21 protein-coding genes, 1 tRNA gene, 1 other RNA gene, 2 pseudogenes and 1 riboswitch are annotated in these 23,032 nt (G+C 45.7%); of the genes and pseudogenes, 14 read left to right on the top strand and 11 right to left on the bottom strand.

Features of this window, described 5'->3' with window-relative positions:
- Positions 1-48: 48 nt before the first annotated feature.
- The gene (locus C2756_RS03185; RefSeq protein ID WP_215319974.1) at positions 49-666 is read right to left on the bottom strand and encodes a Crp/Fnr family transcriptional regulator; all 618 of its coding nucleotides are present in this window, start codon (positions 664-666) and stop codon (positions 49-51) included.
- A gap of 82 nt (positions 667-748) precedes the next feature.
- Positions 749-965, top strand: a riboswitch (cobalamin riboswitch).
- 140 nt (positions 966-1,105) lie between these two features.
- Here C2756_RS03185 and C2756_RS03180 point away from each other — a divergent pair.
- From C2756_RS03180 to C2756_RS03160, 5 genes and pseudogenes are all read left to right on the top strand, one after another.
- Positions 1,106-3,127, top strand: a complete 2,022-nt coding sequence (locus C2756_RS03180) for a TonB-dependent siderophore receptor (RefSeq protein ID WP_215319972.1) — start codon at positions 1,106-1,108, stop codon at positions 3,125-3,127.
- 109 nt (positions 3,128-3,236) lie between these two features.
- Positions 3,237-3,509: a hypothetical protein gene (locus C2756_RS03175; protein ID WP_215319970.1), complete on the top strand. Its 273-nt coding sequence runs from the start codon at positions 3,237-3,239 to the stop codon at positions 3,507-3,509.
- Positions 3,490-3,705 (top strand): annotated as a pseudogene (locus C2756_RS11185) (cell division protein ZapA); the annotation flags it as partial. The gene C2756_RS03175 and the pseudogene C2756_RS11185, both read left to right, overlap by 20 nt.
- Before the next feature lie 99 nt (positions 3,706-3,804).
- Positions 3,805-4,023, top strand: a non-coding RNA gene (ssrS, locus tag C2756_RS03165) — 6S RNA.
- Entirely contained in the window at positions 4,024-4,842 is an 819-nt protein-coding gene (locus tag C2756_RS03160; RefSeq protein ID WP_215319968.1) for a sulfite exporter TauE/SafE family protein, read from the top strand.
- On the opposite strand, the gene C2756_RS03155 is transcribed toward C2756_RS03160, so the two are convergent.
- The 9 genes from C2756_RS03155 to C2756_RS03115 all read right to left on the bottom strand — a co-directional run bounded on the left by C2756_RS03155 (position 4,843) and on the right by C2756_RS03115 (position 14,745).
- Positions 4,843-6,363 carry a malonyl-CoA synthase gene (locus C2756_RS03155; RefSeq protein ID WP_215319966.1) on the bottom strand — a complete coding sequence of 507 codons (1,521 nt, stop codon included), beginning with the start codon at positions 6,361-6,363 and terminating at the stop codon, positions 4,843-4,845.
- A 35-nt stretch (positions 6,364-6,398) separates the two neighbouring features.
- Positions 6,399-7,757: a TRAP transporter large permease gene (locus C2756_RS03150; protein WP_215319964.1), complete on the bottom strand. Its 1,359-nt coding sequence runs from the start codon at positions 7,755-7,757 to the stop codon at positions 6,399-6,401.
- A gap of 2 nt (positions 7,758-7,759) precedes the next feature.
- Complete coding sequence (locus tag C2756_RS03145; protein ID WP_068948896.1) at positions 7,760-8,266, bottom strand: TRAP transporter small permease; 507 nt, start codon at positions 8,264-8,266, stop codon at positions 7,760-7,762.
- Positions 8,267-8,268: 2 nt separating this feature from the next.
- Complete coding sequence (gene dctP / locus C2756_RS03140) at positions 8,269-9,342, bottom strand: TRAP transporter substrate-binding protein DctP (RefSeq protein ID WP_215319962.1); 1,074 nt, start codon at positions 9,340-9,342, stop codon at positions 8,269-8,271.
- Positions 9,343-9,500: 158 nt separating this feature from the next.
- Entirely contained in the window at positions 9,501-10,805 is a 1,305-nt protein-coding gene (locus tag C2756_RS03135) for a malonyl-CoA decarboxylase domain-containing protein (RefSeq protein WP_215319960.1), read from the bottom strand.
- Between the two features lie 134 nt (positions 10,806-10,939).
- On the bottom strand, positions 10,940-11,845 hold the full coding sequence (locus C2756_RS03130; protein ID WP_215319958.1) for a LysR substrate-binding domain-containing protein: 906 nt from the start codon (positions 11,843-11,845) through the stop codon (positions 10,940-10,942).
- 12 nt (positions 11,846-11,857) lie between these two features.
- The gene (gene lgt / locus C2756_RS03125) at positions 11,858-12,649 is read right to left on the bottom strand and encodes a prolipoprotein diacylglyceryl transferase (RefSeq protein ID WP_215319956.1); all 792 of its coding nucleotides are present in this window, start codon (positions 12,647-12,649) and stop codon (positions 11,858-11,860) included.
- Positions 12,650-12,661: 12 nt separating this feature from the next.
- Entirely contained in the window at positions 12,662-13,126 is a 465-nt protein-coding gene (locus tag C2756_RS03120; RefSeq protein WP_215319954.1) for a DNA polymerase III subunit chi, read from the bottom strand.
- 14 nt (positions 13,127-13,140) lie between these two features.
- Positions 13,141-14,745, bottom strand: a complete 1,605-nt coding sequence (locus tag C2756_RS03115; protein WP_371817095.1) for a leucyl aminopeptidase — start codon at positions 14,743-14,745, stop codon at positions 13,141-13,143.
- Between the two features lie 181 nt (positions 14,746-14,926).
- Between C2756_RS03115 and lptF the strand changes: the two genes are divergently transcribed.
- The 3 genes from lptF to C2756_RS03100 all read left to right on the top strand — a co-directional run bounded on the left by lptF (position 14,927) and on the right by C2756_RS03100 (position 18,198).
- On the top strand, positions 14,927-16,042 hold the full coding sequence (lptF, locus tag C2756_RS03110; RefSeq protein WP_215319950.1) for an LPS export ABC transporter permease LptF: 1,116 nt from the start codon (positions 14,927-14,929) through the stop codon (positions 16,040-16,042).
- A complete protein-coding gene (lptG, locus tag C2756_RS03105) occupies positions 16,039-17,193 on the top strand; it encodes an LPS export ABC transporter permease LptG (protein ID WP_215319948.1) in 1,155 nt (384 codons plus the stop codon). Before lptF ends, lptG begins: the two co-directional genes overlap by 4 nt.
- A gap of 63 nt (positions 17,194-17,256) precedes the next feature.
- Positions 17,257-18,198: a CysB family HTH-type transcriptional regulator gene (locus tag C2756_RS03100; protein ID WP_215296601.1), complete on the top strand. Its 942-nt coding sequence runs from the start codon at positions 17,257-17,259 to the stop codon at positions 18,196-18,198.
- A gap of 37 nt (positions 18,199-18,235) precedes the next feature.
- On the opposite strand, the gene C2756_RS03095 is transcribed toward C2756_RS03100, so the two are convergent.
- Positions 18,236-18,320, bottom strand: a tRNA-Leu gene (locus tag C2756_RS03095).
- A 152-nt stretch (positions 18,321-18,472) separates the two neighbouring features.
- On the opposite strand from C2756_RS03095, the gene C2756_RS03090 reads away from it, so the two are divergent.
- The 6 genes and pseudogenes from C2756_RS03090 to rlmH all read left to right on the top strand — a co-directional run bounded on the left by C2756_RS03090 (position 18,473) and on the right by rlmH (position 23,029).
- The gene (locus tag C2756_RS03090) at positions 18,473-19,192 is read left to right on the top strand and encodes a YebC/PmpR family DNA-binding transcriptional regulator (protein WP_215319946.1); all 720 of its coding nucleotides are present in this window, start codon (positions 18,473-18,475) and stop codon (positions 19,190-19,192) included.
- A 21-nt stretch (positions 19,193-19,213) separates the two neighbouring features.
- A complete protein-coding gene (gene purD, locus C2756_RS03085; protein ID WP_215319944.1) occupies positions 19,214-20,491 on the top strand; it encodes a phosphoribosylamine--glycine ligase in 1,278 nt (425 codons plus the stop codon).
- Positions 20,488-21,438 carry an oxygen-dependent coproporphyrinogen oxidase gene (hemF, locus tag C2756_RS03080; RefSeq protein WP_215319942.1) on the top strand — a complete coding sequence of 317 codons (951 nt, stop codon included), beginning with the start codon at positions 20,488-20,490 and terminating at the stop codon, positions 21,436-21,438. Before purD ends, hemF begins: the two co-directional genes overlap by 4 nt.
- Positions 21,435-22,124 carry a nicotinate-nucleotide adenylyltransferase gene (locus tag C2756_RS03075; protein ID WP_215319940.1) on the top strand — a complete coding sequence of 230 codons (690 nt, stop codon included), beginning with the start codon at positions 21,435-21,437 and terminating at the stop codon, positions 22,122-22,124. Before hemF ends, C2756_RS03075 begins: the two co-directional genes overlap by 4 nt.
- 46 nt (positions 22,125-22,170) lie before the next feature.
- Positions 22,171-22,557, top strand: a pseudogene (gene rsfS / locus C2756_RS03070) (ribosome silencing factor); the annotation flags it as partial.
- 28 nt (positions 22,558-22,585) lie between these two features.
- Positions 22,586-23,029, top strand: coding sequence for a 23S rRNA (pseudouridine(1915)-N(3))-methyltransferase RlmH (rlmH, locus tag C2756_RS03065; protein WP_215319938.1), 444 nt, complete (start codon positions 22,586-22,588; stop codon positions 23,027-23,029).
- Positions 23,030-23,032: the final 3 nt, after the last annotated feature.

Genomic DNA, 23,032 nt, shown 5'->3' with positions numbered 1-23,032 from the left:
TTCCCCCTAAATCCTCAATATCCGAAGAGATGTGAGGCTTCAGAAGGCTTATATAAAAAGCTCTTTATGCTTAGTTTTGAGGCGACTCAAAGTCTCCGGGGAGAGATTCAGGTAGGCGGCCAGCTCTTTTTTGGGGAGAAGCTCAAAGAGATCTTCATATTTGCGTAAAAAGCGCTCTACTCGGCCAGGGGCATCGAGCATATGCAAGGTAATGGTATGAGCCATGATCTCACTCATCAAGCGCATGACCTCAAATTCAAAACTTTCCTTCAGTGACTTATGTTCATCTAGAAACTCAGCCCACTTTTTAAGGGGCATCCGAGCCACACGAGCCTTGGTTACACAGGCAATACTGTAGGGGGCTGCGGTCTTTAGGCGCCATGCTGCATAGCTCGTTTCAATATCTTTTTCAATCGCAAAACGCAAAATCATTTCCTTAGCATCTGCACTGGAAACAATCCGCTTGAGAATGCCATCCAGAACAAAATACTGCTCCATCTGGTGATCGCCTTGATGCAAGAGTATTTCTGATTTTTTGAGATCAGAGACCTGTAAATGGCGCTCTAATTCGGCCATCACAGTTTCATTGAGGCTTTTGAGAACTGAGTTTTGCCTCAGCTGAAGCCGAATCAAGTTTTTTTCGGGGTGCTTATCTAATACGGTCATGATTCCTTCATCCTGGGTCTCATATTGTAGGCTTTTTTATCCCAATAACTAGATAAAAACCCTAACCCAGCATCTAAGTAGGCTAGAATTGAACAGTCGTGGTGCTTTGTTGCAATGCAATAGAGTTAAACGGGAAACACTAAACGTGTGCTGCCCCCGCAACGGTAAGTAAATGTCTCCGAAATAATCATTTTGGAGGTCAGGAATCTGAAATACGCCACTGTGCGCGTCAATCGCATGGGAAGGCCAGATTCTGAGATTTACTAGCCCGGATACCGGCCAAGACAGGTGGAATTTCGCGGACGGGGACCTTCGCGCGCCGATGACAGCGCTCGGTCCAACCCTGCCGCCAAATTGACGCCAATCTCCTGCACGAGAAATTCTGTTCGACCCAGCTTACGGGGAAGTGAGCTAGGCAATCGATAACAGAAAGTCAACAATGAAGCAGCAGTTCAGCAGTAAAAATCTAAGCGCCCTTCTATGTGTAAGTTTCATAACACTCAGCAGCACAGTATTTTCGCAAAACAATTCAAGCGTTTCAGTAGCAACAGCATCAAACTCACTTGAGCCAATTATTGTTACCGCCACAAGATCTGCAACTAAAGCCGAAGATGTACTGGCAGACTTTGTCTACATTGGGCCGGAAGAGATTGCACAAGCCGCTCAAACAAGCCTAACAGACCTCCTACAGCAACAGAGAGGAATCCAAGTTTCAAGCTATGGAGGCAATGGCAATCTATCCAGCGTTAACTTAAGGGGGACAAGCAACGCACAAAGCCTGTTGTTAATTGATGGAGTCCGAATCGATAACTCTGCCTCGGGAGGCGGAATTCTTAACTCCATTCCCTTATCGCTAATCGATCATATTGAAATCGTATTCGGCGCACAAGGTACGATGTACGGCTCAAACGCAATTGGAGGTGTCATTCAGGTTTTCACCAAAACCGGTGGTGGGCCAACTCAATTTACCGCATCTTCAGGCTATGGAACATATGGCACAAGTATGAATAATGCTAGCCTCGCTGGATCAATTGATGATGTGAATAAAACTAAATATTCAATAGGCCTTAGCCAAGAGAACTCATCTGGATTCAATACGCTCGCCACAAATAATAATTGCTCTCCAAGCAAGCAAAATTCATGCGTCTACGCTACAAATGCAACTGGATACACGCGACTTGGTGCAACTGGACAAATTTCACAAGAGTGGTCAAAGGGTCAACAATTAGGCGTTAGCATATTTGCAAGCTCCAATAAGAATCAATATCCTGGGAGCACCATTGATTCGCTAGATCCAAACCTCCCCTATGGAGGGCCATACAACCCCTTAGTCGGCCAGCAATTTAATAAATTCTTCACAGCCACTGGTTTCACAAAAAATCAAATTACCGAAATATGGCAAAGCGTTTTACAAATCAGCGCTGTTTCTAATAGCCAACAATCAATATGGCCCCCAATTGGAGTTACAAGTGCTAACGATAAAATTGATATGCCTGAATACGACTATCTTTGGCAAAACAATATTTTGATTGGTGAAGATAGGTTGCAACTTCTTGCAGAACACCGTTCTCAGTATGTTTATGTCACAAACACCCCTGCGTTAACTGGATGTGTGGATAACTGCCTTGTAAATCAAAGTAGAACAACAGACTCTATAGCGGGATCATATGAGCTAAAACGCGGGAATAATCTAGCAACCCTATCCCTGAGAAATGACTCAATTTCAGGATTTAACTCCAAGGTAACTGGAGGGGCCGCCTATGGTTATTTCTTCACAAAAGAATGGCGCGCCAGCGTTAACTACAGCACAGGGTATAGAGTTCCGACATTTAATGACATGTACTCTCCAGGGACCGCCAATCCTGCACTAACTCCTGAGTCAAGTCACAGTATTGAGGCGGGGGTCAACTATGAGGGGCGGAGTACTACAGGACGTTTAAGTATTTATCAAAATAATATTTCTAATTACATTGAACCGTACTACACAGCTGGCTCAAATCTAAATGGATACCCAATTAATATTGGGCTAGCAAAAATTCAAGGCATTAGTGCTGGAGCTCAAACCTACATAGGAAACTTCTTACTTAGAGGCTCAGTTGATCACCTAAACGCAATTGATGAAAATTCTGGCTCATTTTTACCAAGACGCGCAAGAAATACTGCCAATTTAGCTGCAGACTACAAGCAAGGCAAAATTAACCTCGGAGCAAATCTTACGTATAGCGGCCAGACTAATGAGTACTCAATTAAATATGCGCCCGATTACACAGTCATAGGCACAAACGTGCAAACTAACAATCCATATACATTGCTAAGTCTTTACTCTAGTTATGAATTTGAACCCCACTGGAAGGTATTTGCTCGCTGGAATAATGTGACAAATTCCCATTATCAAACCATCTATGGCTACAACAATATGGGATCAAATATCTTTGCTGGGGTAAGTTACTCATATCGATAGAAGTACTAGACACTTCAAAGCAGGGGTTGCTTCACCCCCTCCCTCCAGACCAATTAGCCCAAAAATAGAATGCTTAGCTTTCGTTCTAAGTCGAGGCTACAATGCTCCTATGAGTGAGCAAACCTCCCCACCCCCGAATCTTGGTGCCCTTAGCGCATCCATTCAGCGTCTGTCCGAAAAGATCTCCTTAATTCAAGATGCCGTGCGCAATCTCAACCAGAGTCGCGTACAACTTGAGGGCAAGATTGAGGATGCACAAAAACGGGTTCAACGAATCTTGAGCCGTTTGCCAGAACAAAACGATGGTCGTCAATTAAACTTACTTGGCGAAGCAATTCCACCAACCAACTCAGAGGACGACAGTGAGCCAACAACGCATTGAAGTAACTCTTGCTGGACAAAAGATTACATTAGCAACCAGCGCTGAACACGAGCCGCTGCTTCGTGCTGCCTGTGTATTGGTTGACGAACAAATTCAACTCGCCATTGGTGGTGGCAATCGCAGTATTGAACGAGCTAGCATGATGGCTGCACTTAAAATTGCTGGCGACTTAATTACTTTACAAAAGAATCAAGTGCAACAAAGTTCTTCTTCTAATGTGAGCTCTGATGAAGTTGCGCGTCTTCAAGCAGAAATTCGCGGGCTTGAAGAGCAGGTAGACACTTTGATGCAATCCCTTTCCCTGCCTGGTTCGCCAAGGCCAATAGTTCCTTGAACCGATGCGCAAGCATCCGGAACGATCTTTACCTTGTGGGCGTGAGCGTTTCGAAAGTTCACAGTGCCAACTTAGACTTGGTCACTCCCTGAGCCTCTTAATGCACCCGAAGCAGAGTAGCCGTTCCACCTTGAACCTTAGGGTTCAGGATGACGGCCTAGCGGCTAAGGCGGGGAATTCATGTTACTAAGCGATATCTTAATGCTGATGCTCTGCGGGAGCATCTCTGGATTTCTTGCTGGACTTCTTGGTATTGGTGGCGGCATGATTCTTGTGCCATTTATGATTCTGGTTTTTAATCACTTAGGCTTTAGTCAAGAAGTGATTGTGCATATGGCCATTGCCACCGGCATGTGCACCATACTCTTTACTACCTCTTCTGCAATTTGGGCGCATCATAAACACGGCTCAATTGATTGGAAGCTAGTTGCAGCACTGAGCCCTGGAATGGTTTTTGGTGGCTTAGTTGGTGGTAGTGAACTATTCGAAGCGCTCAAGACCTCTTGGCTCTCCCTCTTCTTTGCCGTCTTTATTGTTTACACCTCAATTCAGATGCTTCTCAATAAGAAACCAAAATCTGGTAGAGAATTACCAGGAACCCTAGGTCTTTTTTCTTTTGGAACATTTGCTGGAGCTCTAGCAAGTCTAGTTGGCGCAGGCGGTGCATTTATTACCGTACCTTTTATGCTTTGGTGCAATGTTAAGCCTCATACAGCAATGGCGACATCATCGGGCTTAGGCTTACCAATTGCTGCCGCAGCTACTCTTGGCTACATGTACGGTAGTTGGGGCAACCCTAATTTACCCGCCGGCTCAATGGGCTTTGTTTACTTGCCTGCGGTTGCATGCATTGTGGTGGTCAGCATTTTTACCGCACCCTTCGGAGCTAAACTAGCCAGAAAGCTTGATGTTGCTCAGCTGAAGCGGGTTTTTGGCGTGATGTTATTTTTCCTTGCAGCCTTCATGTTTAATGAAAGCCGCAAGGCATTCGGCTTTTAACTACGCGTATTGCTGACGCAAAATATTCTTTTGCACTTTACCCATTGCATTACGTGGCAAGTCAGAAACAATCTCTAAACGCTTTGGAATTTTGAAATTCGCAATTTGCGTTTTCAGAGTAGCAATCATTGCATCCGCATTTAACTTTGCTCCAGCCTTAGCTACAACAACGGCCATTACCGCTTCGCCAAAGTCAGGATGTGGAATACCAATCACTGCACTCTCATCAACACCATCCATATCATCAATAAAGCTCTCGATTTCTTTTGGATAAACGTTGTAGCCACCAGAAATAATCAAGTCCTTGCTACGACCAACGATACATAAATACTCTTTAGGTGCTTTACCGCCATTGGCATCGCCACCCCAACGTCCAACGTCACCCGTCTTAAACCAACCGTCTTTAGTAAATTCTTCAGCGGTTTTCTCAGGCATACGCCAGTAACCCTTGAATACGTTAGGGCCCTTAACTTGAATGCTACCGATCTCATTCACGCCACAAGGCTTGTTGTCTTCATTAACAACACGTACTTTGACGCCAGGCAAAGGCAGACCAACAGATCCACCTACACGTGCCCCTTTGTATGGGTTGGAAACCAGCATCACTGTTTCACTCATGCCATAACGCTCAAGAATTGGCTGGCCAATTACTTGTTTGAAACTGTTGAAAGTCTCAGTGAGCAATGGAGCAGAACCAGAGATAAAGAGGCGCATATTACGCGCTACCTTCTTGGTAAAACCTTTATCGGCAAGCAGGCGTACATAGAACGTAGGAACACCCATCATCACTGTGGACTTAGGCATATGATGAATTAATTGCGATACATCTAAGCGTGGCAACCAAATCATCTTGCTACCATTAATCAAAGCACCGTGTGCAGCAACAAACAAGCCGTGCACGTGGAAGATTGGTAACGCATGTAAAAGTACATCACCTTTGATCCATCCCCAAAACTTCTGCAAGACCTGTGCATTGCTGTACAAGTTCTTATGGGTCAACATAGCTCCCTTGCTACGTCCAGTAGTTCCAGAGGTATACAAGATCGCCGCCAAATCATCATCCTTGGTAGCCACTGTCTTAAATGTATCGCTCAAACCGCCGGCACGCTCTAACAATGTGCCAGTACGATCTTCATTAAGAGTAAGCACATGCTTAGTGCCAGCCTTGGATGCAACTTTGGAAACCCATGGCAAGTTCTTACCACTGCAAACGACTACTGCAGGCTCAGCATTCTCAATGAAATACTGCATCTCTGCAGCTTGGTATGCAGTATTGAGCGGCAAATACACATAACCCGCACGAATCGTTGCCAAATACAAAAAGAGTGCCTCGGGTGATTTCTCAACCTGAACGGCTACACGAGAGCCCGCAGGTAATTTGAGGCTCTTGAGTAAGTTGGCCATCTTCGCCGTTGCGCGCTCTAGATCGCTCCAAGAGTAGTAGAGGCCATCATGCGTTTCGATAGCGCATGCTTTTTTGTCTTTTGGAAAGCCTTTTTCCAATACCGAATACAAATTCATGAAGTAGTCCTAGTCGATTCTGATTTTTGTTTAGCTCAATGTACTTTCGCTGGACCCATTACTAGGTCAGATAATCCTGTAGCAATTTCCGGTACGAAGCAGAGCAACACTACAGAGAGAATCATGATGACAACGAATGGGAGTACGCCATAGATAATTTCATTCAAGGAAATATCCGGAGCAATATTCTTAATCACAAAGATATTCAAGCCCACCGGAGGGTGAATCAATCCAGTTTCCATCACAATCGTCATCACTACGCCAAACCATACCAAGTCAAAGCCTGCCGCACGTAATGGTGGCAAGAAAATTGGTGCAGTCATCAAAATAATGGAGACAGGCGGCAAGAAGAAACCAAGGATGATCACGAGAACCAAGATTGCAGCTAACAGCCCCCATCTACCGAGACCTAAATCCACGATCGCTTGTGCTGCTGACTGACTCAGGTGCAGATGACTCATCACGTTAGAAAACAATAAAGACATACCAATGATGAACATCAACATGGTTGATTCTTTGATCGTCGCATTGAGCAATGGTGATAAATCTTTGATACGCCACATCTTATAGATGCCGGCGATCAATACAAATGCCAAGATTGCGCCAAGACCAGCGGTTTCAGATGGAGTTGCATAACCACCATAAAGAGCCACCATCACACCAATCAACAAAACTAAGAATGGCAATACTCGTGGCAATGAGCTCATCTTCTGCTGCATTGTGTAGGTATGTCGCTCAAGGATAGGTTGGCTAGGCGCACCCTTTTCTACAGCATGCAATGCTAAGTTGTATTCCTTGCGGAAGCGATACACCGTATAGATAGAAAAGAATAAAACCAACATGAGGCCTGGGCCAATGCCAGCGAGGAATAATCGACCCAATGACTGCTCAGCAGCTACTGAATACAAAATCATCGTGATAGATGGTGGCAACAAAATACCGAGCGTTCCACCAGCAGCAATAATGCCTGCCGCCAAACCAGGCGAATAACCACGCTTACGCATCTCTGGGATACCCGCACTACCAATTGCAGAACAGGTTGCAGGGCTAGAGCCTGCCATCGCAGCAAACAAAGCACAAGCCAATACGTTAGCAACACCAAGTCCACCAGGAACCTTGCCTAACCATACATGCAATGCTTCATACAAATCCTGACCAGCACGTGAACGACCAATCGCCGCCCCTTTTAAGATGAAAAGAGGGATCGACAGTAAGGTAATACTCGCCATCTCTTCGTATACGTTTTGTGTAACGGTATCCAATGAAGAAGTTGGCATGAAAAACACCATGAATACCACTGCAACTGAGCCCAGCGCAAATGAAATTGGCATTCCTGAAAACATAATCAGCAGTGTTACTGCTGCAAATAACAATCCTAGCGTCATTATTGACATGCTTATTCCCCTTTGCCTGGATTAACAACATCTCCAAACGCTTGGAGCAAAATCTGAAATGCCAATAACGTCATACCAATAGACATCATGCTGTAGGGAATCCACAATGGTGGCGCCCATGAAGACGAGGTCACTTGACCATCTACCCACGCTTCATGAAACAAGGTCCATGACTTCCATGCAAAGAATGCGCAGAAAGCACATGAGGCGATATCGATCAACAAAATCCTGAGTTGATTAACCGACTTAGGCAGCATTGTAGAAACAGCAGAGATGCCAACGTGACCACGAATTTGCTGAACGTAGGCGCCACATAAAAATGTTGCACCTACTAAGCAAAATACTGCAGCCTCATCTTGCCAATCTGTCGTTGCGCCAAAGAAAGCACGTGAAGCAACGCTATAGCTCAAAATTACTGAAGCGGCGACTAGAGCCAAGGAGCCCAAGAACACCATCAGCTTATTGATTCCCGACATTAAGCGGTCGGTCGCTTGCAATAGTTGAGTCATCTTTAGGTCACTTTTTCAGCTGCTTTTAATAAGGCTGCACAGCTCTCGCTCTTCTCAGCATAGTCTTTCCATGCGCTATCGCGCGCGATTACTCTCCACTTATCCACAATTGCTGCATCAATATCAGTTACCTTGCTACCTGCTCGTGCATAGGCAAGCGCTGCAGTCTTATCATCATCTTTAGCCTGCTCTAGGCCAAATTTTTCCATCTCAGCTCCAGCCGCCATCAAGGCATCGCGCTGATCTTTTGGTAGGGCTTCAAAGATTTGCTTAGACATCATTAAAGGCTCAAGCATGAACCAATAGGATTTTTGACGAGCACTTGTAAAAGCTTTAGCCAACTCTTCTAATTTAAAAGACATAAAGCTTGTGGATGATGTGTAAGCTGCATCCATAGCACCCGTTTGCATCGCTGCGTAGATTTCATTAGAAGGCAATGAAATTACTGAAGCACCCGCTGCTTTAAGCATCAAGTCAAATTCACGGCTACCGCCACGAATCTTCATGCCCTTAACATCGTCAGGCAACACAATAGACTTGCTTCTGCTCGCTACTCCACCGGCTTGCCATACCCAACTAAGAATCACAATGCCCTTGTCATCCAAGGTTTTCGTCAACATACGCCCAACTTCAGCAGTTTTCCATTTAGCAGCCTGCTCATAGCTTGTTACCAAAGCTGGCATCAAACCAATATTCACTTCAGGCACTTCACCGCCAGCATATGGCATTGGGAATAGGGAAATGTCCAAGGCACCCTTACGCATTGCACTGAACTGCGCATTGGTCTTCATGAGAGATGAACCAGGATAAATCTGGAATTTCAAAGCACCTTTTGTACGCGCTTCAACTGACTCAGCAAACTTTCTACAAAGACGGTCACGGAAATCGCCCGCCTGAATAGTGCCGCCAGGAAACTGATGAGAAATATTGAGCGTTTTAGTAGCGCCTTGTGCGCTGGCAAGGGGGCTGTAGCCCATAACACCTGCTAATGGCAATGCTGCCGATCCCGCTAACAATTGACGACGCAATACGTTTGGCTTGGATGCGCCCGATCCTGAATTGAATTCATTACTCATGCTGTTCTCCTGATTAATTATTTCTATCTATTTATTGTTCCAACTACTGCTTGTATATCGGGTCTTGGCGCCCGACTTCCTTGCTAACCATTCTAAAGCGAATACTCTTTGAACCCTGCTTTAGACCATCTGCTCCAAAATTCTGCTTTTACATCTACTTAAGGCTGCATTAAACGACCCACTGCACGTGAATAATCGATTTCGCCCTGTGTAAAACGCTCATGATTCTCCTCAACAGCAGAGAGATCGTACAAATAGTTAACCATCAAGGATGCGGATTGACGCAAACCCTTACGTGATAAATCACCGGCCCAGTTAATTTGGTGCAGTTTGGCACCATTACCCAAATGGAACTTTGCAACTGGATTACCGTTTCTGCCTGCAGAGCCTAAGCCAAGATAAATACTAGCTAAGCAAAGTAATGCAGATTTTTCTTTTTCAGTGGCGTTATCAGGATGCCAGCCAGCGCCTAACCGCTCAGTCCACGAGCGGTTAGCCAAACCAATCGTCTCTAAGGCCTGTTCACGAGCCGTACGAATTGCTGGCTTTAATTGCACGCCAGTTTTTTCACCGCCAATATCAGCGCCAGCAGCAACCCAATCAATAAATCCAGGAATTGGGGAAAGGGTTACGAAGGTTTTTAATCCAGGGAACTCTGCATGCAACTGTTCAGCAACACGCTTAATTAAGAAGTTGCCCATCGATACACCACGTAGGCCAGGCTCGCAGTTACTAATCGAGTAAAAAGCTGCCACTTTGTATTGCGAAGTTTGGTGAACGGTCTCAGCTTTCTTGTCTACCAAAGGCGTAATGACCGATGGAATCTCAGGCAATAAAGCTACTTCAACAAAGATTAAAGGCTCATTTGGCAATTGCGGATGAAAGAAGGCAAAGCAACGGCGATCAGGCTGTAAGCGCCTACGCAGATCGTCCCAGCCATCGATCGCATGTACTGCTTCATGCTGGATGAGTTTCTCTAATACTTCAGCGGGAGACTTCCAGTCCACTCGGTGCATCTTCAAAAATCCCGGATTAAACCAAGATGAAAGCAGATGGCGTAAATCAAAATCAACTGCAGTGAGTTCTGGCTGCTTTTCTAATAATTGCAATAGGTCACGACGCATACCAACTAAAGCAGCTGTACCATTAGTAGCGCGATTCAAGCGCCGGAATAATTCTTGTCTTGGAGGTTCGGTAACGCGTTGTAATTTAATGTAATTACGTGCGCTTGCTTCTGCAGAAAAATTTTGCGCCGCAGTCATGACTGCCGCTGGATCTGGATTGAGTTTTTCAAATAAGAAAGTGAAAAACTTTAAATGCTGGTCTTTACTTAGCTTGCGATAGTTATTAATCACATCGTCAGCCATGCTGACGGCATTAGACTCGCCCCGCTCAGAAATCAGGCGGTTTACCGCGCCAGTGACGCGCGAGAAGTATCGGGCTTTTGCTAACTTTTCAAGCATTCAAGTCTCTTTTAACAATCGGTAAATAAAGGCAATAGCTCAATGTATTCCCGACCGCCCCCAGAATCAATTAAGTTAATTGCATTTTCATTAACTTTTAGTTAATGATTAAGGGATTGCTTGCAAATGATTGCTTAGTTTTTGCGATGCAACATGCGGGCTTCAGCCGCTAGAGCCAGAATATTGGGGTTTGATTCATTAGCCTGGAGGTACATTAGGGCAATTCGCTGGGTCACCTGATATTTCGGCAATAAAGGGGTGAATTCGATAGCATCCCCCATTAGCGCCCTTACCCTACCCGGTAGCAAGGTTCTGCCCATATCACCAGAGACCATATTCATCAAAGAGAAGATATCGCCAACCTTCATCACAACATTAGGCATAAACCCCGCCAAATGAAAGGCATCGTAAAAGCCAGAGGTAGTTGCAAAACCATCTTGTAGAGTGAGAAATTTCTCGGACTCATACTTGGACAAATCAATATCGCTCTCTTTTGGCTTGTTATTTTTAGAAGAAGCAAAAAATAATTGATCCTCGAACAAGGGAACCATTTCAATCCCCTCGAGAGAGTGATTGGTAGGCGCCGCGATTACCACCGCATCAATATTGCCCTCAGTCAGCTTTTTCATCAAATCTTCGTTTGAACCTAAATACAGATCGATATCCAAATCCGGTCTACGAATTTTGGTGCCCATGATGATGCGAGGAATGATATTCGCGGTAAGCGAATACATTGAGCCCAAACGAATTTGACTACTCTCAACGCCTGCTTTGGCTCTGGTTTTTTTGAGAACACGATCAACGTCATCTAGCAAATCGACACTAGCTTCTGCCAAATAGATTGCGGCAGGAAGGGCTTTGAGTTGACGACCTTCCTTGATAAATAACGGACAACCTATTCCGACCTCAAGAGAATGCAAGGCCTTATGAATGCTGACTGAGCTGAGCTTTAACTCATCAGCAGTCTTTACTAAACTGCCTGTTCTCACAAAAGAACAGAGTATTTCTAATTTTCTCAGCGTCACTTCATCATTGAGCATATGAGGTACTCTCTAAGAGATTGAAGATGCTGAATGTCGGCGCATGAGATAAAAGCCGAAGATCATCATTGGAATGCAGAGCCACTGACCCATCGATAGACCAAGACCCAGAAGTCCTAAAAATGCATCGGGCTCGCGAGCATACTCAGCCAAGAAGCGACAAACTCCATAGCCCAATAAAAACAGTCCTGAAATTTGTCCAATGCGACGAGGCTTGCTAGCATAAATCCAAAGCACGATACCCAGTAACACGCCCTCACCCAATAATTGATAGATTTGAGAAGGGTGACGCGGTATTGAGTCTACCAATGGGAACACCATGGCCCACGGTAGATCGGTGGGTCTCCCCCAAAGTTCGCCATTAATAAAATTGCCTAGGCGCCCAAACGCCAATCCAAAAGGAATCAATGGCGCCACTAAATCACTCACTACATAAAAAGTAGTCTTGCGTTTTTTGGCAAACCACCACAAAGCTACTAGTACGCCAAGCAGACCACCATGAAAAGACATGCCACCTTCCCAGATCTTAAAAATGCTCAAAGGATGTGAAAGATAAAAACTGGGCATATAAAACAGGGTATAACCCAGGCGACCCCCAAGTACAACGCCTAATACCCCTGCAAATAATAAATCTTCTAGGTCTTTATAGGTCCAGCCCAAAGCCTGATAACGAGGCGCGCGAATGCGTAAGCGGCCTAGCAATAAAAATTGGGCAAAAGCCATTAAATACATTAATCCATACCAATGAATCGCGAACGATCCAATTCTTATAGCAGCAGGATCAAACTGTGGATGGATCAACATGAAAAATGTAAATCAACTTTTAGATTGATTAAAGTTGTGTAACTCATGACCTAAATCACGATAGGCCTTAAAGCGCTCTCGCCCTGCTAAACGCTCTGCCTCATTTACGGTTACCACTTCAACGATGCGAGGGAATCGCTCTACCAAAGCAGGCACATTTTGGGGCATCTGCATCCCAATGTGAATCATGACATCTGCATGGGGCACTGAATGTAATGCAGGCGATGCAAAGTCATCCGTCATCACTATCGGCGTCTCTGCGGCCGCTTCATCTTCGATATTGCAGTGGGGTAAAAAATCTGTGCCACTAAAAGTCCAAAGTAGCTCATCCAACTTTTTGATATCGGCTTTTTCCCCAATGATCACAATATTGCGAACAGACTGACCTTCTTGAGTAGCACTCCAGATTTTTCGAGTCAGACGACAAACATACTCTAGCTTGTCGCTGACATTGCTATGGAAATCGATGCGCGCCATCTACGTTTACCGACTTACTTTTGCTCGAGCAAGTAATTGACCAACAAGGGCACTGGACGGCCAGTAGAACCCTTGGCAGCACCACTCTTCCAAGCAGTTCCAGCGATATCTAAGTGGGCCCACTTATATTTCTCAGTAAAGCGTGAGAGGAAACAAGCGGCGGTCACACTTCCCGCAGGGCGTCCGCCGATATTGGCAACATCAGCAAAGTTTGATTTGAGTTGCTCGTGATAAGCAGCATCCAAAGGCAGGCGCCATACGGTATCCAATGAATCTTGGCCCGCTTTAGTTAATGCATTTACTAGACTCTCATCATCCGAGAACAAACCGCTATGCACATGGCCTAAAGCAATTACACACGCACCTGTTAATGTTGCAATGTCAATAACGGCTTTGGGTTTAAAGCGCTCCACATACGTCAGTGCATCACACAAAATCAAGCGACCTTCAGCATCGGTATTAAGAATCTCAATTGTCTGGCCAGACATACTCTTCACAATATCGCCCGGGCGAGTTGCGCGACCTGATGGCATGTTTTCACAAGTTGGTATTACGCCGATCACATTTTTCTTGAGCTTCATTAGAGCTGTTGAATACATGGTGCCAATCACAGAAGCAGCGCCGCACATGTCGTACTTCATTTCATCCATAGCTTCGCCGGGCTTTAAAGAAATTCCGCCCGTATCAAAGGTAATTCCTTTGCCCACCAAAACGACTGGAGCCTCTCCTACTTTGCCACCCTGATGACGCATCACAATAAATTGTGGCGGAGTATCAGAGCCTTTAGCTACCGATAAAAAAGAACCCATGCCCAAAGCCTCTATTTGCTTTAGTCCCAGGACCTCTACCTTGAGGCTGGTTTTCTTCGCCAAACCTTGCGCAGTCTTACCTAAATAGGTCGGCGTACAAATGTTGGGCGGCAAATTACCTAAGTCTTTGGCGAGATGCATGCCTTCTACGATGGCACCGCCTTGCTCTACTGCAAGCTTGAGCTCTTTTGCACAAGCATCATTGCCGGCAAAGATTAAATGCTTAAATTCATCGGCCTTATCTTTGACCTTGAATTTCATAGCCGGCTGACGCACGCCAAATCGATAAGCTTGATCACCAGCATATTGAACTGCTAGTCGCACCTCTTGTGCGATCATTTCGCTTGCTTTAGACAAGGTGAAGCTTGGAGCAAACCACAAAGCGTTTTCAATAGAGCCTCCGCTTAACGCCTTCAATCCTGCGCGTGCAACCTTAGCGTATGCAGTCAAACTGCGATCGGTGCTTGATTGCAGATCGCCCATACAGAGCAATAAAACCCGTTTGGCTTTTACTGCATTAGCAGACCAAGACTTGTCTGCGCGCAATAAACAAATGCTCGCTTGCTTACCATCCAAATCACCCAGAACCATGGCATGACTGATAGCACCCCCCAAGAGCAAATCCAGCTCTGCCAAAAGACCAGCTTTAGACTTTGCAGTTTTGCTCGCAGCCACTCCATCAAAGTCTGCTTGGGAGTAGCCCAAAACGAGACAATCGGTATTTTGAGTCAGCAGGCTTTTCAGACTAGTTTTGAGCTGTTTTGCGCTCTGTAGGTCAGCCTGAGGGAAAATCTTGGTACTAAATTGAATTGTCATAATCTATAGCGGCGTCTATTACAGTGTTTTAGGTTGGTTCTGGGGTGAAAGATACAAATTCACGTTGTTTATCCATTATCCTCCGACATGAGATTAACCTATTTTTCCTGCACCAAAATAAGTCCTTAAACCACCTAATACCCATAAAACCACTCCCGCCAATTTATAGCCATTCATGATTTTCAAAGAAGCCCTTCGTCGCGAACTAAGCTTTACTACAGGCGGAGTCTTTTTAGTCTTAGTCACCATCATGGTTACTACCTTGGTGATCCGAATCTTGGGGTATGCGGCTAATGGCGCAGTGAATCCCGAAGATGCCATTGTTCTGATTGCTTTGGCTACCCTAGGTTATCTTGCAGTGCTACTCACTGTCTCGCTCTTTGTAGCCACCCTGATTGTTCTAGTGCGTTGGTACAAAGATTCAGAAATGATTGTTTGGTTTGCAAGCGGCCTAAGCATTAGCAATCTCATTCGCCCTATTTTGCAATTTGCTACACCCCTGATCATCATCATTGCGCTACTTGCACTTTTTGTATGGCCTTGGGCTAATCGCGAGACCACACTAATCAGCCAACGCTTTCAGCAGCGTGATGATGTCTCTATGGTGAGCGCTGGTCAATTTAAAGAATCCGCTAGAGCAGAACGCGTCTTCTTTATTGAAGAATTAGATGTTGATAAAAGCGAAGTGAAGAATATTTTTGTGGCGGACAACAAAAATGGTCGCCTGAGCATTGCTGTAGCTTCTACTGGATACATTCAGAACTCTGAAGGCGGTGAGAAATCCATTGTTCTGCACAACGGACGCCGCTACGAAGGACAGCCTACCCAGCCTGACTTTAGGATCCTGGAGTTTGATGACTACACGACCAAAATTAGAAGCAAGGAAACCTTGGCGCCAGCACCACGGGATCGTGAGAAAACCGTCACAGAGTTATTAAATGATCTGAACCCAGCTGCATTGAATGCTAATCGAGCAGAATTACTATGGCGCATTGGTTTACCCCTTATGGCCTTAGGCTTAGTGCTAATTGCCATTCCACTAGCTTATGTCAACCCACGCTTGGGTAACTACACCGCTATGTTCTATGCAGTACTCATTTATTTGATTTATAGCAACCTACTCAATCTCACGCAAAACTTTGTATCTCAAGGTAAGTTCAGTGTGTTCGTTGGCATTTGGCCTATACATCTGCTGGCGCTCTTAATTGCGACAGTGTTAATTCGCAATCGCATCAACCCTTCTGTGAAATGGTGGCGCCGTCAATTGCCTACCTCGCTTACCAAGAAATGAAACTGCTCTTTCCACTTATCTATGAGCGTTATTTAGCCAAGCAAATCTATGCGGCGTTTGGCTTCATTTTGTTTGCTTTGGTTGCCTTATTTTTGTTCTTTGATATTTTGAGTGAACTGGGTTCGGTACAAGGTGGCTACACACTACCAATCGCACTTTTGCACGTATTACTCAAAGCCCCAAGTCGCATCTCGGAAATTATTCCAATTGCAGCCCTCATTGGCAGTATTTATGTTTTTGCGATGCTAGCCAGTCAATCTGAATTCACCATCTTACGTATTGCAGGCTTAGATGTGAAACGGGGTCTAATCGCTCTCACCAAAATCTCCTTACCACTGGTCGTTCTGACGCTGATCATGAGTGAGTGGGCAGGCCCTTACACTGAAAACAAGTCAGAGCAAATTCGGATGAAGGCCTTGGGTGCAACCTATGCCTCACAATTTAAGACTGGAGTCTGGGTTAAAGATCGCCTGAGAGATGAAGACGGTAGTGGCCCTGTCCGCCCTGGCGTTCGCTATGTCAATGTGGGCAAGGTTGATAAAGATAATGAGATTCGTGATATTCGGATGTATGAATTCAACGATACCTACAACCTACTATCAATTCGTAGCGCCCCTTCTGGGCACTTTGATGAGTCAGGTATTTGGGTCTTAAATGACGTCACCGAAACACGCTTCAAAGAAACCAAACAAACCGATCCACTAAATCCTGTTTTTTCAGCACAAACTTTCACCCATCCGATTTTGACTTTAGAGTCCGAGGTCACACCACAAATCTTGAGCGTACTGTTAATCAGTCCAGAAAAAATGTCGATTGTGAGCTTAGGTCGCTTTATTACCCACTTACAAGAAAACAAACAAGATACGCAGAGGCATTCGATCGCCTTTTGGAAAAAAGTGGTTTATCCGTTTACGATTTTTGTGATGCTTGCTTTAGCACTTCCATTTGCTTACTTAAAAGTGAGGGCTGGTAGTGTCGGCATCAAGGTGTTCGGCGGCATCATGTTAGGCATGAGCTTTCAGCTATTTAACTCCCTATTCTCAAATGTCGGCCTCTTAAGCGCATGGCCAACCTTTTTGACAGCCCTCATTCCGCCAATGCTCTACTTCCTATTAGCATTAGCGGCATTACGCTCAGTTTCTAAAGCCTAATACCCAAAATTCATATAGAATTTGATTCCTATATCTTTGTAGATATATAGATAGGAGTCTTATATGAACCTTCATCAATTTCGTTTTGTCCGCGAAGCGGTTAGGCAAAACTTCAATCTCACCACTGCTGCCAAAGCACTCTTCACTTCTCAGCCTGGCGTATCGAAGGCCATCATCGAACTAGAAGATGAATTGGGTGTGGAGATCTTTCGTCGCCACGGCAAGCGTATTCGCTCACTAACTGAGCCTGGCAAGCGTATTCTAAGCTCGGTAGAACGAATCCTCGATGAAGTTGAAACACTAAAGCGAGTTGGCGAGGATTTTGCCAGTCAAGACCAAGGCAACTTTGTGATTGCCACCACCCATACCCAGGCTCGTTATGCACTCCCTAAAGTGCTGACTGAATTTACTAAGCGCTTTCCAAAAGTACGCGTCAGTATTCAACAAGGTAGCCCTGGGCAGATTGCGGAGCTACTAAGTCATGACCGTGCTGATATCGCCATTGCTACTGAAGGAATAGCCAATACACCTGGCGTCCTCGCTCTACCGGGTTACCAATGGCAGCACGTCGTTATGGTGCCATTGAGTCACCCGCTACTAAATCAAGCAACAGTCACTTTAGAAGAGATTGCGAAATATCCGATCATCACTTACGACAAAGCATTTGCAGGCCGCAGCAAAATTGATGCGGCCTTTGCTCAACGCAGTATTACACCCGACATCATCTTAGAAGCAATTGATGCTGACGTGATTAAAACTTATGTTGAAGCCGGTATGGGTATTGGCATTGTTGCTGGTCATGCCTACGACTCTGAAAGAGATCGCAACCTCAAGGTGATTCCCGTAGGTCATTTGTTTGGCAACAACGTCACGCACATTGGAGTTAAACAAGGTGCATACCTAAGATCTTTTGTGTACACCTTCATTGAACTCTTCTCGCCCACGCTCACCAAGAAAATTGTTGAGCAAGCAATGAGCGAGAAAGCCGAAACTTACGAAATATAGTATTTGGAGAAATTTGACGGCTTGATTGACCGTTAAATGGTGCCTCGGGGCGGACTCGAACCGCCACGCCTTGCGGCACCGGATTTTGAGTCCGGCACGTCTACCAATTCCATCACCGAGGCAGGTGTTTGCAGTGGAAATTCTGCGCAATTTGATGCTTTGTTACTGCTAAGACATGAGAGTGTAACAAAAATTGCCTAGTTGCCGCCTACCTTGGGCATAGAACCCCTTAAAATAGAGACTTATAGCCAAATTATTAAAAGGAATTACCCGTATGGCCGGCCACTCGAAGTGGGCCAATATTCAACACCGCAAAGGTCGTCAAGACGAAAAACGCGGCAAGATTTGGACCAAACTCATTAAGGAAATTACTGTTGCTGCCAAATTAGGCGGCGGCGATCTGACAGCTAACCCTCGCTTACGTTTAGCGATCGACAAGGCTAAAGATTCCAACATGCCGAATGACAATGTGCAACGAGCTATCCAGCGCGGCACCGGCTCTTTAGAGGGAGTGAGCTACGAAGAGATTCGTTATGAGGGTTACGGCATGAATGGCGCAGCAGTGATTGTTGATTGCCTCACCGATAACCGTACTCGCACCGTTGCTGAAGTGCGCCATGCTTTCAATAAAAATGGCGGCAATATGGGAACTGAAGGTTCAGTTGCCTTTCTATTTAAGCACTGCGGTCAAATGTTATTCGCCCCCGGCACTAGCGAAGATCAACTGATGGAAGTTGCCTTAGATGCGGGTGCTGATGATGTGATCACTCACGATGATGGATCACTTGAGGTATTAACTCCCGTGCCAGATTTTCCTAAAGTGCAAGATGCACTTTCTCAAGCAGGATTAAAAGCCGAATTAGCGACTGTTGCCATGAGACCAGAAACAGAGATTGCGCTTGAAGGTGATCAAGCGGAGAGCATGCAAAAATTGCTGGATGCACTTGAAAACTTAGATGACGTACAAGAAGTCTTTACCAACGCTGATCTTTAAACTCTTACTAACTCTTCTATTATGAAAATTCTTCTCGTTGGATCTGGTGGACGCGAACACGCCTTAGCCTGGAAACTGGCGCAATCTCCTCGAGTGCAAAAAGTGTATGTGGCGCCAGGTAATGGTGGTACTGCAACCGCCAAGCAAACCGCTGTTGGCATTGAGAATTTACCGATTACCGGATTAGAAGAGCTGGCTGATTTTGCGAAACGTGAAAAGATTCACCTGACGGTTGTTGGCCCTGAAGCCCCATTAGCCGCAGGAATTGTGGATGTCTTCCGCAATCATGGCTTACGTATTTTTGGACCAACTCAACTGGCCGCTCAATTGGAATCCTCTAAAGACTTTTCTAAAGCATTCATGAAACGTCACGGCATTCCCACGGCTGATTACCAAACATTTTCTAGCGCTCTAGAAGCTCATGCTTATATTGATGCTAAGGGTGCACCGATTGTGATTAAAGCTGATGGCTTGGCTGCTGGCAAAGGTGTTGTAGTAGCCATGAGCTTAGAAGAGGCTCATGCTGCAGTGGAGATGATGCTCGCCGATAACAAACTCGGCAATGCTGGTGCCCGCGTTGTCATTGAAGAATTCCTCACCGGTGAAGAAGCCAGCTTTATCGTTCTCGTAGATGGTAAACATGTTCTTGCGCTGGCAACCAGTCAAGATCACAAGCGCTTATTAGATGGTGACCAAGGCCCCAATACTGGCGGCATGGGTGCTTACTCTCCTGCGCCTGTTGTGACCCCAGAAATTCATGCACGGGCATTGCGTGAAGTGATCATGCCTACTGTTAAAGGTATGGAGGCGGATGGCTTGCCTTACACAGGCTTTCTTTATGCAGGCCTGATGATTACTCCAGATGGCAAAATCAAAACCCTGGAATTCAATTGCCGCATGGGTGATCCAGAAACTCAACCCATCATGGCGCGCTTACGTAGTAATCTCGTAAATGCTCTTGATCACGCAGTAGATGGCAAGTTGAATGAAATCGAACTTGAGTGGGATCGTCGCACTGCTTTAGGGGTAGTGCTTGCTGCCCATAACTATCCAGACACGCCTCGTAACGGCGATGTCATTACCGGTATTCCGGTTGACACCGAAGATCAAATCACGTTCCACGCTGGCACCAAACTACAAGATGGCAAAGTAGTGACTTCTGGTGGACGGGTACTCTGCGTGGTCGGCTTGGCAGATACTGTTCGCGGCGCCCAACAAAAAGCTTACGATGCAATTAATCAAATCGAATTTGATGGCATGCAATATCGCAAAGATATTGGCTATCGCGCACTTAAATGAAAGTAAGAGCACCTTTGTCAACTCAACATACTCAAATTGATATCGCAGTCTTAAAAGATTATTTCTTAGGGCTACAAGATCGCATCACCAATGCCATGAGTGCATTAGATGGCAAAGCCTTCGCTGCAGACGAATGGCATAAACCTGAAGATAGCAAGCTCAAAGGTTATGGTCGCACCTGCACTCTAGATGGTGGCAATATCCTCGAAAAGGGTGGCGTTGGCTTCTCTCATGTTCGAGGTGATCAAATGCCACCCTCAGCTTCGCATCACCGTCCCGAAGTAGCCGGTCGCAGCTTTGAAGCGATGGGAGTATCAGTAGTCTTCCACCCTAATAATCCCAAAGTTCCGACTACCCATATGAATGTGCGCTGCTTTATTGCGCAAGCCCCAGATCAAGAACCCGTCTGGTGGTTTGGTGGCGGCTTTGATCTCACACCCTACTACGGCGTTGATGAGGATTGCAAGCACTTTCATCAAACTGCAAAAGATGCTCTTGATCCATTCGGAGCAGAGCTCTACCCTCACCTTAAAAAGTGGTGTGACGAGTATTTTTACTTGAAACATCGTGAAGAACCCCGTGGCATTGGTGGCGTTTTCTTTGATGATTTCAACGAACTGGGCTTTGAGAAAAGTTTTGCAATGACCCGTGCAGTAGGTGATGCCTTTATTAATGCTTACCTGCCAATCGTTGAACGCCGCTATCAAGATACCTTTACCGCTGAAGAAAAAGCATTCCAAGAGTACCGACGTGGTCGCTATGTGGAATACAACCTCATCTTTGATCGCGGCACGATCTTTGGCTTGCACTCGGGTGGTCGCACCGAATCCATCTTGATGTCCATGCCCCCAGTAGTGCAGTGGTGGTACAACTATCAGCCAAAGCCTGGGACACCAGAAGCTAAGCTGTATGACTATTACCTCAAACCACGTGATTGGTTAGCTTGAGCGCTTGTAAAAAAATTGGCATCCTGGGTGGCACCTTTGATCCACCCCATATAGGGCATCTCAGATTAGCGAGTCATTTTGCAAACAAGTTGCACTTAGACGAGCTACTTCTCATACCCAGTGGTGAACCATGGCAGAAGGGCTCGAACATTACAGCCGCTGAAATTCGTTATCAACTCACTGAGGCTGCCGGTATTGATTTAGCCAGGGCACTTTCATATCTGAAGATACCCACACAAGTCGGTATTGATCGCATAGAGATTGAGCGTGCTGGTCCGAGTTACAGTATTGATACCGCTAAATCCTTACGTGAACGCTTTGGTTCCCAGGCAAGCTTAATTTGGTTGACTGGAGTGGACTCGTTGATTCACCTACCAACTTGGGTTGCTTGGCGCGAGTTGTTTCAGTACATGCATTTCGCAGTAGCCAGCCGACCAAACTACGACCTCTTGGCTGAGATGAGCCCTGAAATTCAAGAATTACTCGATACCCGCCAAACTTTTGATCCAGCAGCTCTTGAAAATCATGCGGCTGGCCTCATCTACATTGATGAAGGTCTTGCAGTAGACCTCTCCTCTACCGACCTCAGAAGTCGCCTTCAGTCACCTGCTCGAAGCTCTATTGAGTCTGAGCAAATTCCATCACAAACACTAGAAATCATTACAAATCTGGGCTTGTACCAGTAATCAAGCTAAGATCAAGCTCAACACTAAAAGATATTGCATAGACACCATGGATTTACGTAAATTACAACGCGTCATTATTGATGCCCTAGAAGATGTTAAGGCGCAGGATATTCGCGTTTATGACACCACCAAACTCAGCGAGTTATTTGATCGCGTCATCATTGCTACAGGGTCCAGCAATCGCCAAACACGGTCTTTAGCTATGTCTGTCAAAGAAGAGGTCAATGCCAAAGGTGGTGAAGTGATCTCTATCGAAGGCTTAGAGACTGGTGAATGGGTGCTCGTAGACTGCGGTGATATTGTGGTTCATATTTTGCAGCCGATGTTGCGCTCTTACTATCAACTGGAAGGTATGTGGGGTGCCAAACCGGTGCGCGTCAAATTGGCTGGCGCTAAAGGCCTAGCTAAAGCAAGCGAATCCGAAGACGACGAGTAATTTTTTTATTCACGCCACTTAGCCAATGCGCTTAACCATTGTTTCAGTTGGTCACAAGATGCCCGATTGGGTTGCAACAGCAACTCAAGACTACATCAAACGCATGCCAGCGGATTGCAGTATTGAGATTAAAGAAATCAAGCCTGATCTCACTCCAGCAAAAGAAGCAGTCAAAATCCTGGCAGCCATTCCAAAGGGCTCACACGTCATTGCCCTAGATGAGCGCGGTAAAGATCAAACCACCCAGAATCTAGCTACTCAGCTAGCAAGCTGGCGTCAAGAAGGTTTTGACATTACCTTTTTAATTGGTGGAGCTGATGGCCTAGATGCCAAGCTTAAAACGCATGCACAAGCGATGTGGCGTCTCTCTAGCCTCACACTGCCACATGCGATGGCTAGAGTGTTGCTGGTTGAGCAACTCTATCGTGCCTGGACTATTCTTCAAGGTCATCCCTATCACCGTGAGTAATGC

It is taken from the genome of Polynucleobacter sp. UB-Siik-W21 (assembly GCF_018687415.1).
Lineage (GTDB): Bacteria > Pseudomonadota > Gammaproteobacteria > Burkholderiales > Burkholderiaceae > Polynucleobacter.
The sequence above is the reverse complement of the archived record's forward strand: the minus strand, read 5'-3'. Positions and strand labels throughout refer to the sequence as shown.